Origin of the sequence: Streptomyces sp. NPDC048111, from assembly GCF_043202815.1 — a bacterium.
GTDB lineage: Bacteria > Actinomycetota > Actinomycetes > Streptomycetales > Streptomycetaceae > Streptomyces.
On record NZ_JBIDBD010000029.1, the window covers coordinates 60,486 to 76,075 of the forward strand.

Below are 15,590 nucleotides of genomic sequence, written 5' to 3' on the forward strand. Positions count from 1 at the left end.
CTATCGTGCGGAGCATGACGAGCCTGCCTCCTGCCGCCGAACTGTCCGCCGACGAGGCCAGCCGGATCGCCCTGCGTGCCCAGGGTTTCCTCGGCGCTCCCGACCGGCGGGGCGGGGTGCGCGGGGTGCTGCGCCACCTCGGCGCGGTCCAGCTCGACACCATCTCCGTACTGGCCCGCTCGCACGAACTGGTGCCGTACGCCCGGCTCGGCGCGGTCGGCCGCGCCACGGTCGAGGAGGCGTACTGGAGCGGTGGCCACTCCTTCGAGTACTGGTCGCACGCGGCGTGTGTGCTGCCCGTCGAGGAGTGGCCGCACTTCGCGTTCCGCCGCCGCGCCTACCGCTCCCGCCCGCACTGGGGGCACGAACTGCCCGACGGTGCCTACGAACAGGTCATCAAGCAGCTGCGCGCCGAAGGCCCGCTCACCGCCACGGACTTGGGCGGCGCCAAGAACAAGGGCGAGTGGTGGGACTGGTCGGCCTCGAAGATCGCCGTCGAGCGGGCCCTGATGTACGGCGAGGTGGTCTGCACCGAGCGGCGCGGCTGGAAGCGCGTCTACGACCTGGCCGAGCGCGCCATTCCGGACACCCTGCTCCATGACGACCTGGACGACGCCGAGTGCCTGCGCCGGCTCGTACGGCTCGCGGGGCAGTCGCTCGGGGTGGGCACCCGGGCGGACATCGCGGACTACCACCGCCTCAAGGCCGAGGAGTTCGACGCGGTCGTCGCCGATTCCGGTCTGGTGCCGGTCACCGTGCAGGGCTGGTCCAAGCCGGCCTGGGCCGACCCGGCGGCGCTGGCCACCGTGCCGCGCGGCCGTCACCGCACCACCCTGCTCTCGCCGTTCGACTCCCTGGTGTGGGAACGGGCGCGCACCGAGCGGATCTTCGGCTTCGCCCACCGCCTGGAGGCCTACGTCCCCAAACCCAAGCGGATCCACGGGTACTTCGCGATGCCGCTGCTCGCCGGCGGCCGGCTGGTCGGCCGGGTCGACCCGGCGCGCGAGGGGCGCACGCTGGTCGCCCGGCAGGTCTCCCTGGCGTCACCGAAGGCCGTGGAGCCCATGGCACAGGCCCTGTTGGAGGCGGCCGCATGGGTGGGCTGCGACGCGGTACGCGTGGAGCGGGCCGCGACACCGGGGGAAGCCGCGGCGCTCACCGCGGCGCTGGCCGGCTGAGCGCGGCTCCGCTAGCGGATTTCCAGGATCTTCTCGCGCATCGCGTAGACCACGGCCTCCATCCTGGAGTGCAGTTGGAGCTTCTCCAGGATGTTGCGCACATGGTTCTTCACGGTGTTCTCGGAGATGAACAACTCCTTGGCGATGTCACGGTTGTTCATCCCCGTGGCGACCAGCTTGAGCACCTCCAGCTCGCGGTCGGTGAGCCGGGGCGCCGGCACCAGGCGCCGCTCGTCGGTGCGCTGGATCATCGACTTGAACTCGGTGAGCAGCTTGGAGGCCATGGAGGGGCTGATCTGCGACTGGCCGTCGGCCACCGCCCTGATCGCCGTCGACACCTCGTCGGTGGAGATCTCCTTCAGCAGATAGCCGGTGGCCCCCGCCTTGATCGCGTCGTAGAGGTCGGCCTCCTCGTCGCTGATCGTCAGCATGATGATCTTCGCGCTGGGAGCCACCTCCTTGATGGAGGTGCAGGCCTCGATGCCGCCGCGCCGGGGCATCCGCACGTCCATCAGCACGATGTCCGGCAGCAGATCGGCCGCCTTGTCCACCGCCTCCGCGCCGTCCCCCGCCTCGCCGACGACCTGGATGTCCTCCTCGGCCGCCAGCACGATCTCCAGACCCCGCCGGAACAGCGCGTGGTCGTCCACCACCAGGACGCGGATCGGCTCCGCACGGGAACCGCCCAGCGGCTCCCGGTCCGCCTCACGGTCCCCGCCGTCCGGGCCGCCGGCCCGGGAACCGTGATGCACCGGCCCGAAGCTGTCCGCCATCGTTCCTCCCCCTGAAGGCCGCGGCCCGAGTTGGTGTGCTGCACCAACCACGCTCCAGGGAGCCGAGGTTGGCGTGCGACGCCATGATTTCATGCCCGGTCGGCAGAAGGGCGTTCCCGTGGGCGCACGGTGGTGCCCCTGGGGGCGCACAAGGGCTTCCAGGGGCACCATCAACGATGGGTACGGCGCATCGTGCCCGGAGGTTCAACGCTCCGGCCGGCGGCGGGACCGAGGCCCGCGCGGGCCGGGGTCAGCCGCCGAGCGCACCGCCCGCGCCACCGGCGTCCTCACCGGCGAGCGGGTCGGTCTCCAGGCGGATGACGCCGTAGTCGTAGGCGTGCCGCCGGTAGACGACACTGGGGTTCTTCGTCTCGGAGTCGACGAAGAGGTAGAAGTCGTGCCCGACCAGCTCCATCTCGTAGAGCGCCTGGTCGAGCGTCATCGGCGCCGCGGTGTGCGTCTTCTCGCGGACCACCAGCGGTCCTTCGCCCTTGACCTCGAGCGAGCCGATCCTGGTGGTGGGGATGCCGTCGTCCTCCGCCGTCGGCACCAGCTCGCCGTTTCCGTTCAACTGCGCCACGCCCGGCACGGCGTCGACGACCTCGGCGGCCGAGAGCCGGCCGTTGCCCCGGCGGGTGTAGCGCTTGTCGTGCTGCTTGCGCAGCCGCGCCTCCAGCTTGCCGGTCGCCAGATCGAGCGCCGCGTACGGGTCTGCTGCCGCCGCCTCCGCGCGGATCACCGGGCCTCGCGAGTGGAGGGTGATCTCCACCCGGTCCGAGCGGTCCGCCTGCCGCGGGTTGTGTTCCTTGGACACCTCGACGTCGAGGCTGATTACCTTGCCGTCGAGCTTCTGGATCTTCTCCAGCTTCAGCTTCTCGGCCACGTGCTTGCGGAACCGCTCGGGCACCTCGGTCTTGCGGCCCTTGACGACGATGTCCACGCAGAACTCCGTTCCCGGATCGCTCCGCCTCGGGCGGAGCCTCTCCCTTTTGCACCAGACCCCGGTGAGTGCCGGGGCGTCGGACTCGGTGACGTATCACCTCCTCCTCCCCCGTCGAGAAGATCCCCACCCCACCGACTCGGGGGTAAGTGAAAACGCGCCGAAGCTCAGTCGTGCATTAAGTGAACGGGCTTTCGCCATTCCTCACAACCGAACATAGCTCTCTCGGCCGCTTGTCGGCACCCGCTACCCGCACATACCTCCACTCGGGCGGTTCGACCCTCTCACTACCTGCAACGATGCGACTTCTCTGTCAGTTCCGGTTTATTGCGAACGATTCCGGAGTGGCCGCGACAACCGCGGCGACCGGGCACGGAACACCGCGGATTCGCGGTGCCGTCCCGCGATCACACCGTGGATACGGAGCCCCCGCCGGGGAAAATCCCGGAATTCCCTGCCTGAGGCATCCATCTCCGTCAGCACCGTCCGTGTGCGGACCGCCTACCCCCGTCTCCCGGATCGCACGCGTCGCTTCCGCGAGGGATGCGCCGGTGGTCATCAGATCGTCCACCAGGACCACCTGGCCGCCCCTCAGGAGCCGTTCGGCGCCGCCCGCCACCATCAGGGCCCCCGACAGGTTCGCGAGCCGCTGCGGGGCTCTCAGGCCCGCCTGGTCGGCCACCTGGCGGCGCTGGCGCAGCACCGCCGCCACCCGGGCCTGCGCCCCGCCGCGCCGCAGCTCACCGGCCGCGGCCAGCGCGATGCGCCGGGTCGCGTCGTGCCCGCGGGCCCGCACCGCGCGCCGGGACGACGGCACCGGCACGAGCAGCAACGGGCCCCGCACGCCGGGCCCGGCAGCCGCCCGGACCGCGCCCGCGAGCGCCCGCCCGAGCACCCCGGCGAGAGCGAGGGCGCCCCGCTCCTTGTGGCCGAGCAGCACGGCGCGCACCGCGTCCTCGTAACGCGCCGCCGCGAACACCGCCGGCAGCCCGTCGGGCTCCTGCACCGGCCGTACCCGGCGCGCGGGCGCGCCGAGAAGCGCCGCCCGGCACCGCTCGCACAACGCCGTACGCGGCCTGCCGCAACCGCCGCACGAGGCCGGCAGCACCAGGCCGGAGAACTCCCGCCACCACCCCCGCATGACCTCCACTGTGCCGATGGCGGCCGGGGCCCGCCACCCCTGTGGACAACTCCCGGCTAACCCGGATACGCGGGCGCCGAGCCCTTCTTGACGGCCGTGCGCCAGTTCGCGCCCGGCGGCAGGCGGACGATGCCGTCCTCCTGCGAGTGGGCGACCAGAGGCATCCGGTCGTCGTCGGTGGCGGCGATGTCCGTGACCTTGTTGACACTCGGCAGGGTGCCGGCGGCCGAGGTCGAGCCGTCCGTCTGCACGTACCGCAGCTGCTGCGAGACGCCGCCGGTCTCCTTGCCGACCACCACGAGGCGGCTGCGCCCGGCCCACGACACGGCCGTCACGTCCTCCATCTGCGGTGCTCCGGGGCGCAGTTCGTCCACCGAGACCACCTGCTTGCCGTTCTCGACGCTCCGCTCGACGCGCCCGATCCGCAGCGTCGTGCGGGTGCCGTCGGACACCAGGAGCGCGGCGCGCACCCCGTCCGCCGCCATCCGCACCTGCTGGACGCGCGCCCCGTCGAGGCCTGCGACGTCGACCGTCTCGGGCGCCGCCGTGCCGTGCGCCAGGCGCAGCAGCCGCGGTTTGTCCGCGTTGCGGTCGGCCACCCACAGGTCTCCGCGCCCGTCCCAGCTGGGCGCCGACAGGCCGCCGTCCTTCGCGTCCTTGTCGTCACTGGTCACCGGCGTGCGCACCAGGGCGGCGCCGGCGGAGAGGGGGGCCACAAAGAGGGACCTGCCGTCCGCCGACACTCCGGCCGCGCGCTTCTCGTCCCGCGAGACCGCGACCGTACGCATCTGCTGCTCGCCCTTGCCGAACGGGCCCTGCACCGGCTCGGTGACCACCGAGGCGTCCGTGTCGTCGGAGCTGTCGGAGCCGTCCGCCCCGCCCGACCCTCCCGCGTCGGCCCGCATCCGCTCGACATGGCCGCCGGCGTCCACGAAGTACTGGCCGGGACTGGTCGACATGCGGTCGGGCGCGTACGTCTCGGCCTGGTCGCTGCTGAGCACGCACAGCTGGGACCCGTTGGCCCGGTTGAGCTCCACCTGGCCGACCCGTGTCGTCGTCAAGTCGCGCAGGGTGAACAGGAGTTGGGCCGCCATGCCCTTGCACTGCGCCTCGCCCGCGTTGGACGCCCGCTCGTTCAGCGGCACCTTCAGGGCGTTGCGGTCGTCCAGGGCGAGCGACTTGGTGTCGCCCTTCAGCGCGGTACCCGAGGGAAACCTCGAATCGACCACCGGTTTCAGCCAGCTCGTCGGCCCGTCGAGGACCGACTGCACGGTCTGCGTGATCAGGTTCATCTGCGTCACGGGGTCGGTGCGCAGCCGCACGTACACGGGGTCGGCGACCAGACGCTCCTGCCCGGCCGCGAAGTAGTACTTGTTGACGGAGCGGTAGATGCGCTGGAAGTCGGACTGGCCGAGCAGCAGCCCCTCCGGCAGCGCGTCGATGCGCCACTCGCGGCCCGTGCCGTCGGCGCCGCTCTGGCGCACCAGGTGGAGGGTCTGGTTGTAGGTGTCCTGCGGCCGGGCCGGCTTGTAGGCGTGCTGCTGGTCGACGACGGCCACGGGCTTGCCGGAGACCGTGAAGGTGAAGTCGTTCGCGTCCGCGCCGCGGTCCGCGGCCCGGGTGGGCTGCGGGTCGGGGCCGTCGGCCAGGACGGTGACCCGGGTCGCCCGCCAGTCCATCGCGGCCTTCGGCGTCAGGTACTGGCGGGCCATCGCGAACTGCGGGTCGTCACTGGTCATCGCCTCAAGGAAGCCCGAGACGATCTCGCTGGGGCCCGCTCCCGGGCGCGGCGGCACGGCATAGACCTGCACCTGCGAGTCGGCCCGCTGAGAGGCCGAGACGGAGTGCACGTCGCCGCTGCTCGGCATGGACGCGCAGCCCGACACCAGCAGCGATCCGCTGCCCAGCACGACCACCGTTGCCAGCAGCTTGCCGCGGGCCCTCCCCCGGTCAGCGCCCACGGGCCGATCCTTCCTGGTCAGTCGTCTCGACGCGCCGCTCGGCGCCCGCCCCACCGTCCTCGTCCGCCGCGGCGGGCCGGGCGCCCGGCTCGGTGTCGGGGCGCCGCGCCACCACCCGGCCGCCGCCGCCTCCGGGCAGTCCGGCGGGGCTGGCCCCCGGGCCCGAGGTGCGCGGGCGCACCGGAGCGGTGGGCGGCACGGGCAGCGGGGAGCGGTCCGGTCGCGGTATCGGCACGGTGGACAGCCGGTTGCCCTGCGCCCCCGCCGACGCGGCCTCGGCCTTGGCGCGCTCGCGGGCGGCCCGTGAATCCTCCGGCTCCAGCGGTATCGGCGATCCGCGCAGCGGCTCGTCCGCGGTGCGCGGCAGGGTGAGGCGGAACTGGGAGCCGCCGCCCGGCTCGCCCCAGGCCTGGAGCCAGCCGCCGTGCAGCCGTGCGTCCTCGACCGCGATCGACAGGCCGAGCCCGGTGCCGCCGGTAGTGCGGGCGCGGGCCGGGTCGGCCCGCCAGAACCGGTTGAAGACCCGGGTCGCCTCGCCGGGCTTGAGCCCGACGCCGTAGTCGCGCACCGCGACCGCGACGGCGCCGCCGGCCGCCGCGAGGCGCACCACCACGTCCCGTCCCTCGCCGTGCTCGACGGCGTTGACGACCAGGTTGCGCAGCACCCGCTCCACACGGCGGGCGTCGGCCTCGGCGACGACGGGCTGCTCGTCGCCGACCGTCCGTATCCGGGTGCCCTTGCGCTCGGCGAGCGGCTCGGCGCCCTCGATCACCCGGCGCACCACCTCGCGCAGGTCTATCGGCTCGGCCTCCAGGGCGGCCGCGCCCGCGTCGAAGCGGCTGATCTCCAGGAGGTCGGCCAGCAGCGACTCGAACCGGTCTAGCTGCCCGGCGAGCAGCTCGGCCGAGCGGGCCGTCACCGGATCGAAGTCGACCCGGGCCTCGTGGATGACGTCGGCGGCCATCCGCACGGTCGTCAGCGGGGTGCGCAGCTCGTGCGAGACGTCGGAGACGAACCGCCGCTGCATCCGGGACAGCTCCTCCAGCTGGTTGATCTTGAGCTGGAGGTTCTGCGCCATCTTGTTGAAGGCCTCACCGAGCCGGGCGATGTCGTCCTCGCCGGTGACCTTCATACGCTCTCTGAGCACGCCCGTGGAGAGCCGTTCGGCGACTCCGGCCGCCATCCGCACCGGCGTGACCACCTGCCGCACCACGAGCCAGGCGATCGCCCCGAGCAGCACCACGACGAAGAGACCCGCGGTCGCCAGCGTCGTCTTGACCAGGGTGAGCGACTTCTCCTCCTGCACCAGCGGGAAGAGGTAGTAGAGCTGGTAGGACTGCCCGTCGACGTCCTTGAGCCGGGTGCCCACCACGAGCCCGGGCTCGGCCTCCTGGCCGTCGGTGAACTTGATCGAGGTGTACGTCTTGAACGCACCGGTGCCCTGGTCGACGTCGTCGCGCAGGCTCTGCGGGACGCTCGCCCGCGGGTCCACGTAGCCGGAGGCGCGCGGCCCCCGGTTGCTGGACGCCGAGTCGGAGTCGGTGGAGGCCGAGCCCAGGGCCACGACGTAGAAGGCGCCCTGGCCGCTGCTCGCGAGCTGGGTCACCAGATCGTTGCGCCAGCTGACCGAGGAGCCGGAGCCCCGCCCGCCGGGTGTGTTGTCGTCACCGGAACCGACCGGTGTGCCGGCCTTGTCCTTGGCGACGGCGAAACCGCCCGCCGACTGGCTCTCGGCCGCCTTCTCCTTGGTTTCCAGCAGGCCGTTGCGCACCGCGCCGATGACGACGAAGCCGAGCAGCACGACCACGCCCAGCGACATCAGGAGGGTGGCCGCGACCACGCGCAGCTGGATGTTGCGCCGCCACAGCCGTGCGGCGGGCAGCAGCGGGCGCCGCAGCCAGCGCACGACGAGGCGCAGCACCGGACCGCCGGGCGCTCCGTCCTGGAGCAGCCGGCCGCCCCAGGACGTCTTGCGCCCAGCTTCTTGGGTCATCTCAGCTCGGTCCTGCCTTGTAACCGACCCCGCGGACGGTCACCACGATCTCCGGTCGCTCGGGGTCCTTCTCGACCTTCGAGCGAAGCCGCTGGACATGGACGTTGACCAGGCGGGTGTCCGCCGCGTGACGGTAGCCCCAGACCTGTTCCAGCAGTACCTCTCGAGTGAACACCTGCCACGGCTTGCGGGCCAGCGCGACCAGCAGGTCGAACTCCAGCGGGGTCAGCGCGATCGACTGCCCGTCCCGCTTCACCGAGTGTCCCGCCACGTCGATGACCAGGTCACCGATGGCGAGCTGCTCGGGCGCCGGCTCCTCGGACCTCCGCAGCCTGGCCCGGATCCTGGCGACCAGCTCCTTCGGCTTGAACGGCTTCACGATGTAGTCGTCGGCCCCGGACTCCAGGCCCACGACCACGTCCACGGTGTCGCTCTTGGCGGTCAGCATGACGATCGGCACACCCGACTCGGCCCTGATCAGCCTGCAGACCTCGATGCCGTCCCGTCCGGGCAGCATGAGATCGAGCAGCACCAGGTCGGGCTTGGCGTCACGGAATGCCGCCAGTGCCTTGTCGCCATCCGCTACGAACGACGGCTCAAAACCTTCTCCACGCAACACAATGCCGAGCATCTCGGCCAGTGCGGTGTCGTCGTCGACGACAAGGACGCGTCCCTTCATAAACGTCATCATCCCATTAGCTAATCGTTACCCGGCGTGACCTGGCACATAGCTCCCTCAGCCCGCCCCCTGTCACCGGGGACAGCACCCCCTCCTCCGTGACGATCGCCGTGACCAGTTCGGGCGGTGTCACATCGAAGGCGGGGTTGTACGCCTGGGTCCCCAGCGGAGCCACCGGGAGGCCGGAAACCGACCCCCAGCCACCCCCCGGAACCTGCGGCGCAGTGAGCTCCGTCACCTCGTGGCCGGGCCGCTGCTCCACCTCGATGGAGGCACCGTCGGGGGTCTCCAGGTCCACCGTGGTGACCGGCGCGACCACCACGAACGGAACGTGGTGGTACTTGGCGAGCACGGCGAGCGGATAACTGCCCACCTTGTTCGCCACCGAGCCGTCCGCCGCGATGCGGTCGGCGCCGATGAGTACGGCATCCACCTCGCCCGCCGCGAACAGGGAGCCGGCCGCGTTGTCGCTCAGCAGGCTGTACGCCATGCCGTGGCCGGCCGCCTCGTACGCCGTCAGCCGCGCCCCCTGCAGCAACGGCCGCGTCTCGTCGACCCAGAGCCGCCGCAGCCGGCCCGCCCGGTGCGCGGCGAGCGCCACCGCGAAGGCGGTGCCCTCACCGCCGGAGACCAGCCGCCCGGTGTTGCAGTGCGTGAGGATGCGGTGGCTGCCGCCCGGCAGCAGCTCGTCGAGCAGCGCGAGGCCGTGGCGGGCCATCCGCGCGCTGCCCTCCGCGTCCGCCCGATGGAGCTCCTTGGCGGCGGCCAGCGCCGCCGCGGCGGCCCCGTCCGCGCCCTTCGCCAGCGCGGCCCGGTACGCCCCGGCCGCGATCCGCACCCCGTACCCGAGGTTGACCGCGGTGGGCCGGGCCCCCGCGAGCAGCGCCGCCGCCTCGTCCACGTCGTAACCCCGGGCCGCGGCCAGCGCCACCCCGTAAGCGCCGGCGATGCCGAGCAGCGGGGCTCCGCGCACCGCGAGCCGCTGGATGGCCAGCACGAGGCCCGGCACATCGGTGCAGACCAGCTCGACCTCCTCGGCGGGCAGCCGCGTCTGGTCGAGGAGGACCAGCACGGGGCCCTCCGGCGGCTCGTCCCAGCGCAGCGACGGTATGCCCGAAGAACCGGGCCCCATGGTCGTTCGCACGTCCTGATCAGCCATCCGCCCAGTCTGCCCCGGATGCCGCCGACAAATGAAGGTGCCAACGGGATACGGCAGGTCCATGGCCGGGATCCACGTGACACCATGGCAGCCAACCCGAAGGAGCCGGCGTCTGCCGCCGGTCCCGCGACCAATCCACGAGGTGGACGACCGTGAACGACTCTCCGGGCTGGGCCTCGCCCGGATCGGCCCCCTCCGACGGCGAGAACTCCGACGCGCCCTCGGCTCCGGAATCCTCCGACCGGGCCCGCGCCTCCTCGAAGTGGTCGCAGAACCAGCCCCCGGCCGCCCAGTGGTCCTCGCCGGCCGCCGAACAGGCGCCCCCGCCGTCGCAGCCCGGCTGGAGCGGCCCGCCGCAGGGTCAGGGCGGCTGGGGTCAGGTGCCCGGCCAACCGCCGGGCGGCAACTGGAACCAGCACTACGGGCGCCCGCCCGCCGCCAGGCCGGGCGTCATCCCGCTGCGCCCGCTGGGCATCGGCGAGATCCTCGACGGCGCCGTCTCCACCGCCCGCGCCCACTGGCGCACCGTCCTCGGCCTGACGCTGACTGTCGCGGTGATCGCCCAGATCGCCCAGATCCTCGCCACTCGCTTCATCCTGCCGAAGCCGGCCTCCATCGATCCGAACGCCACCGGCACCGAGGCCCTCAACCAGGCCGTCGACGCGATGCAGTCCAGCCTCGTCGACCTGCTTCCGCCCCTGGTCATCGGTCAGTTCGCGACCCTGTTCACCACGGCCGTCCTCACCATCGTGGTCAGCCGTTCCGTCCTCGGACGCCCGGTGAGCCTGGGTGACGCCTGGAACGAGGCACGCCCCCGGCTGCTCAGCCTCTTCGGCCTGCTCACCCTGCTGTTCGTGCTGTGTGGCGCCGTCATCGCCGTCGGCGTCGTGCCCGGTGCGCTCATCGGCGGGGGCGCGGGTGCGGCGCTGGCCGTGCTGGGCGGGATCGCCACCTCCGTGGTGTCCCTGTGGCTCTACATCCGCTTCAGCCTCGCCTCTCCCGCGCTGATGCTGGAACGCCAGACCATCGTGCAGTCCCTGCGCCGCTCCGCCAAGCTCGTCAACGGCTCCTGGTGGCGGATCTTCGGCGTCACGATCCTGACGTCGGTCCTGGTGGCCATCGTGTCGATGATCATCGCGATCCCGTTCACCTTCGCCGCGATGGCCACGGACAGCAGTTCCTTCCACGGCATCCTGGACGGCACCGCCCCCGACTTCGGCTGGCCCTACCTCATCATCTCCGGCATCGGAGCCGTGATCGGCGCGGCCATCAGCTACCCCATCGCGGCCGGCGTCACGGTGCTGCTCTACATCGACCAGCGCATCCGCCGCGAGGCCCTCGACCTCGAACTCGGCCGCGCCGCGGGCGTTCCCGGCTACGAGACACCCGGGAGCTGATGCAGTGTCAGAAGCGGGGGGCTTCATCACGGCACGACTGCTCGGCGGGGCATCCGCCACGCCTCCGGTCGACATCGGACGCGACGCTGCCCGCGAGGCAGCCCGGCGCGAACTCTCGGACCCGGCATACCACCAGAACGACCCGAGCCTTCTCCAGCGCGCGCTCAACAAGTTCTGGGACTGGGTCGGATCACTCTTCGACTCGGCATCCGGGGCGGCCCCCGGCGGCCCGCTCGGCCTGATCGCGATCGTCCTCGCGGTCATCGCCCTGATCGCCGCCCTGTGGTGGCGGCTCGGCACCCCGCGCCGGGCCGTCACCTCCCCCGGCACCGTCTTCGACGACCGTCCGCGCAGCGCATCCGAACACCGCGCCGCGGCAGAGGCACACGCCGAGGCCCGCCGCTGGAACGAGGCCGTCCAGGAACGGATGCGCGCCCTCGTCCGCTCCCTCGAAGAACGCGCGCTGCTCGACCCGCGCCCCGGACGCACCGCCGACGAGGCCGCAGCCGAAGCAGGCGTACCGCTGCCCGGCCACGCCGACCGGCTCCGCCTCGCGGCCCGATCCTTCGACGACGTCACATACGGCGGCCGCACCGCCGACGAGGCGGCATACACGCGGCTGCGCGACCTCGACCAGGACCTCGCACGCACCAGGCCCGCCTTGAGCGAGGCGATACACGGGGGCGCCCGATGACCCCCACCGTGACCGCCGCCGACACGGCCGCACCCACCTCCTCCACGGTCGCGCCCCGCCGGCTGTGGACCCGCACCCGGGGCCTCGTTCTCGCCCTCGCCCTCCTGATCGCGGCCGGCATCGCCATCGCCGCGCTGCACTCCGACTCCCGGCACGGCAGCCTCGACCCGCGCTCCGCCGACCAGAACGGCAGCCGCGCCGTCGCCCAGCTCCTCAAGGCGCAGGGCGTCGACACCCGAGTGGTCACCACTCTGGACGACGCGACGGCCGCCGCCGGCCCCGGCACCACCCTCCTCGTCACGGAGCCCGACCTCCTGACCCCGGGCCAGCAGCGCCAACTGCACGCCGCCACCGCGGACTCCGGCGGCCGCACGGTCCTCATCGCCCCCACCGCCCCGTCCCTGGACGTGCTGGCCCCCGGCGTACACGCCGAAGGCTCCGCCTCCGTCGCGGCGCGGGCCCCCGGCTGCGCCCAGCCCGCCGCCACCCGCGCGGGCCGCGCCGACACAGGCGGCGTCCGCTACGCCGCCCCCGACGGGAACAGCGACGGCTGCTACCCGGCCGACGGCCTGCCCACCCTGCTCCGCACCCCTGCCGGACACGGAGGCGACACCGTCCTGCTCGGCGCCCCCGACATCCTGCTCAATCACCGCCTGGACGAGCAGGGCAACGCCTCCCTGTCCCTCCAATTGCTCGGCACGCGTCCTCATCTGGTCTGGTACCTCCCCTCGTTGGGCGACGCGTCCGCCACCGACGGCGGACAGCGCTCCTTCTTCGACCTGATCCCGTCCGGCTGGCTCTGGGCCACCCTCCAACTCGCCCTCGCCGCCGTGCTCGCCGCCATCTGGCGCGCCCGCCGACTCGGGCCGCTCGTCATCGAGCAACTTCCGGTCGCCATCCGCGCATCCGAGACGACCGAGGGCCGGGCCCGCCTCTACCGCAAGGCGAACGCCCGCGACCGCGCGGCCGACACCCTCCGCTCGGCCGCCCGCGCCCGACTGGCCCCCCTGCTGGGCGTGGCCCCTTCCGCGGCGCACTCCCCCGATGTCCTCGTCCCGGCCGTCTCCGCCCGGCTCCCCGCCACCGGCCGCGATCCCCACTTCCCGCTCTTCGGCCCAACCCCGGCCGACGACACCGCACTTGTCCGCCTCGCGGACGAACTGGACGCCCTCGAAAGAGAGGTACGCACTTCATGAGCGACCGCACCCCGGAGACCGCAGCGAACCCGGACGACGCCCGCGCTTCCCTCGAAGCCCTGCGCGCAGAGATCGCCAAGGCCGTGGTCGGCCAGGACTCCGCCGTCACCGGCCTCGTCGTCGCCCTGCTGTGCCGCGGCCACGTCCTGCTCGAAGGCGTGCCCGGCGTCGCCAAGACCCTGCTCGTCCGCGCACTGGCCGCATCCCTCGAACTCGACACCAAGCGCGTCCAGTTCACGCCCGACCTGATGCCGAGCGACGTCACGGGCTCCTTGATCTACGACGCCCGCACGGCCGAGTTCTCCTTCCAGCCCGGTCCCGTCTTCACCAACCTGCTGCTCGCGGACGAGATCAACCGGACACCGCCCAAGACTCAGTCGTCCCTCCTAGAAGCCATGGAGGAGCGTCAGGTCACGGTCGACGGCACCCCGCGCCTCCTGCCCGACCCCTTCCTGGTCGCCGCCACGCAGAACCCGGTCGAGTACGAAGGCACGTACCCCCTCCCCGAGGCACAACTGGACCGCTTCCTGCTGAAGTTGACCGTGCCCCTGCCCTCGCGCCAGGACGAGATCGACGTCCTGTCACGGCACGCCAACGGTTTCAACCCCCGCGACCTCGCGGGCGCAGGCGTGCGCCCGGTGGCCGGCCCCGCCGACCTCGAAGCCGCCCGCGCCGCCGTCGCCAAGACCGCGGTCTCCGCCGAGATCACCGGCTATGTCGTCGATATCTGTCGTGCCACGCGTGAATCCCCCTCACTCAGCCTCGGAGTCTCCCCACGAGGCGCCACCGCCCTGCTCTCCACCGCCCGGGCCTGGGCCTGGCTCACCGGCCGGGACTACGTCATCCCGGACGATGTGAAAGCCCTGGCACTCCCCACACTTCGCCATCGCATCCACCTGCGCCCCGAAGCCGAGATGGAGGGCGTCACCGCCGACTCCGTCATCACCTCGGTGCTCGCCCACGTCCCCGTGCCCCGCTGAGGCGACTCATGGCCCTCACCGGACGCTCCGCACTCCTGGCCGCCCTCGGCTCCATCCCCGTGGGCGTATTCGCCCCGAGCTGGAGCGGCATGCTCGCCGTCAACGCTCCCCTTGCACTCGCAATTCTGTGCGACTACGCATGCGCCGCGCCAGTGCAAAAGCTCCGATTCACTCGAAGCGGTGATACATCCGTTCGACTGGGTGACGCGGCCGCAGTGGGCCTCACCCTCACCAATCCATCCAGCCGCCGCCTCCGCGCCCAGCTCAGGGACGCCTGGCCGCCCAGCAGTTGGCCGTCCGGCACCGACCACTCAGCATCCCGGCACACACTGACAATCCCCGCCGGCGAACGCGCCCGCCTGTCCACAACGCTGCAGCCGACGCGCCGCGGCGACCGCCAGGCGGACCGCGTCACGGTCCGCTCATACGGCCCCCTCCACCTGGCCGCGCGCCAAGGCACCCACCAGGTCCCTTGGACGGTACGCGTCCTGCCCCCGTTCACCAGCCGCAAGCACCTGCCGTCACGCCTGGCCCGGCTCCGTGAACTCGACGGCCGCACCAGCGTGTTGACCCGGGGCGAGGGCACCGAGTTCGACAGCCTCCGCGAATACGTCCCCGGTGACGACACCCGCTCCATCGACTGGCGCGCGACCGCCCGCCAGGCAAACGTCGCCGTACGCACCTGGCGCCCCGAACGGGACCGCCACGTCCTCATCGTCCTCGACACCGGCCGCACCTCCGCCGGCCGCGTTGGTGATGTGCCCCGCCTGGACGCAGCCATGGACGCGGGCCTACTGCTCGCGGTCCTCGCCTCCCGAGTCGGCGACCGGGTCGACCTCCTCGCGTACGACCGCCGCGTGCGGGCCCGCGTCCAGGGCCGATCAGCAGGCGAGCTCCTGCCCGCACTGGTCAACGCGATGGCGCCGCTCGAACCGTCCCTCATCGAAACGGACGCCCGCGGCCTCGGCGCGGCAGCCCTGGCCCATGCCCCGCGCCGCTCCCTGCTGGTCCTGCTGACCAGCCTCGACACGGCGGCCACCGAAGAGGGCCTGCTTGCCGTGCTCCCTCAACTGACGCAGCGGCACACGGTGTTGGTGGCCTCGGTCGGCGACCCGCACATCCAGCGGATGTCGAAGGCGCGAGGCGATCTCGATTCCGTCTACGAAGCGGCTGCAGCCGCTCAGACCCAAGAGCAGCGCAGGCTCACGGCAGAGAAGCTCATGCGTCACGGCGCCACAGTCGTGGACGCCTCCCCGGACGACCTGGCGCCGGCGCTGGCGGATGCGTACCTCGAACTGAAGGCGGCGGGACGGCTGTAGCAGAGGGAGGGCAAAGGGGCATCCGGACCTGAACCGGGGGCCCCGTCCTCACAGCTTCAACCTTGAAAGGCCCCCACAACGCGAAAAAGCCCCGCACCGTGACCGTAATTCCTTACGGTCTGGTGCGGGGCTTTCCCCACAATTTGTTCGGCGGCGTCCTACTCTCCCACAGGGTCCCCC

The 15,590-nt window shown here is 72.3% G+C and carries 13 protein-coding genes; 6 read left to right on the plus strand and 7 right to left on the minus strand.

The genetic code is table 11. The annotated features are described in order from the left end of the window. Positions 1-14 precede the first annotated feature (14 nt). On the plus strand, positions 15-1,178 hold the full coding sequence (locus tag ACGF3I_RS29925) for a winged helix-turn-helix domain-containing protein (RefSeq protein WP_393137430.1): 1,164 nt from the start codon (positions 15-17) through the stop codon (positions 1,176-1,178). A gap of 11 nt (positions 1,179-1,189) precedes the next feature. On the opposite strand, the gene ACGF3I_RS29930 is transcribed toward ACGF3I_RS29925, so the two are convergent. From ACGF3I_RS29930 to mtnA, 7 genes are all read right to left on the minus strand, one after another. Further along, the gene (locus tag ACGF3I_RS29930; protein ID WP_393137432.1) at positions 1,190-1,951 is read right to left on the minus strand and encodes a response regulator; all 762 of its coding nucleotides are present in this window, start codon (positions 1,949-1,951) and stop codon (positions 1,190-1,192) included. A 250-nt stretch (positions 1,952-2,201) separates the two neighbouring features. Next, entirely contained in the window at positions 2,202-2,891 is a 690-nt protein-coding gene (gene hpf, locus ACGF3I_RS29935) for a ribosome hibernation-promoting factor, HPF/YfiA family (RefSeq protein WP_393137435.1), read from the minus strand. Positions 2,892-3,204: 313 nt separating this feature from the next. Then, positions 3,205-4,032, minus strand: coding sequence for a ComF family protein (locus ACGF3I_RS29940; protein WP_393137437.1), 828 nt, complete (start codon positions 4,030-4,032; stop codon positions 3,205-3,207). Between the two features lie 56 nt (positions 4,033-4,088). Next, positions 4,089-5,993, minus strand: a complete 1,905-nt coding sequence (locus ACGF3I_RS29945; protein WP_393137439.1) for an LpqB family beta-propeller domain-containing protein — start codon at positions 5,991-5,993, stop codon at positions 4,089-4,091. After that, entirely contained in the window at positions 5,983-7,986 is a 2,004-nt protein-coding gene (gene mtrB / locus ACGF3I_RS29950) for an MtrAB system histidine kinase MtrB (RefSeq protein WP_393137441.1), read from the minus strand. Before mtrB ends, ACGF3I_RS29945 begins: the two co-directional genes overlap by 11 nt. 1 nt (position 7,987) lies before the next feature. Further along, a complete protein-coding gene (mtrA, locus tag ACGF3I_RS29955) occupies positions 7,988-8,677 on the minus strand; it encodes a two-component system response regulator MtrA (RefSeq protein WP_189389435.1) in 690 nt (229 codons plus the stop codon). A 4-nt stretch (positions 8,678-8,681) separates the two neighbouring features. Continuing rightward, the gene (gene mtnA, locus ACGF3I_RS29960) at positions 8,682-9,824 is read right to left on the minus strand and encodes an S-methyl-5-thioribose-1-phosphate isomerase (protein WP_393137443.1); all 1,143 of its coding nucleotides are present in this window, start codon (positions 9,822-9,824) and stop codon (positions 8,682-8,684) included. Between the two features lie 152 nt (positions 9,825-9,976). Between mtnA and ACGF3I_RS29965 the strand changes: the two genes are divergently transcribed. From ACGF3I_RS29965 to ACGF3I_RS29985, 5 genes are read left to right on the plus strand one after another with little or no spacing between them, the layout of a single operon-like run. Beyond that, positions 9,977-11,221 carry a hypothetical protein gene (locus ACGF3I_RS29965; RefSeq protein ID WP_393137445.1) on the plus strand — a complete coding sequence of 415 codons (1,245 nt, stop codon included), beginning with the start codon at positions 9,977-9,979 and terminating at the stop codon, positions 11,219-11,221. Between the two features lie 4 nt (positions 11,222-11,225). Then, the gene (locus ACGF3I_RS29970; RefSeq protein ID WP_393137447.1) at positions 11,226-11,915 is read left to right on the plus strand and encodes a DUF4129 domain-containing protein; all 690 of its coding nucleotides are present in this window, start codon (positions 11,226-11,228) and stop codon (positions 11,913-11,915) included. After that, positions 11,912-13,111, plus strand: coding sequence for a DUF4350 domain-containing protein (locus ACGF3I_RS29975; RefSeq protein WP_393137449.1), 1,200 nt, complete (start codon positions 11,912-11,914; stop codon positions 13,109-13,111). Before ACGF3I_RS29970 ends, ACGF3I_RS29975 begins: the two co-directional genes overlap by 4 nt. Further along, entirely contained in the window at positions 13,108-14,091 is a 984-nt protein-coding gene (locus tag ACGF3I_RS29980; RefSeq protein ID WP_393137451.1) for an AAA family ATPase, read from the plus strand. The genes ACGF3I_RS29975 and ACGF3I_RS29980 overlap by 4 nt, the downstream gene beginning before the upstream one ends. 8 nt (positions 14,092-14,099) lie before the next feature. Further along, entirely contained in the window at positions 14,100-15,410 is a 1,311-nt protein-coding gene (locus ACGF3I_RS29985) for a DUF58 domain-containing protein (RefSeq protein WP_393137452.1), read from the plus strand. The last annotated feature ends 180 nt before the right edge of the window (positions 15,411-15,590 follow it).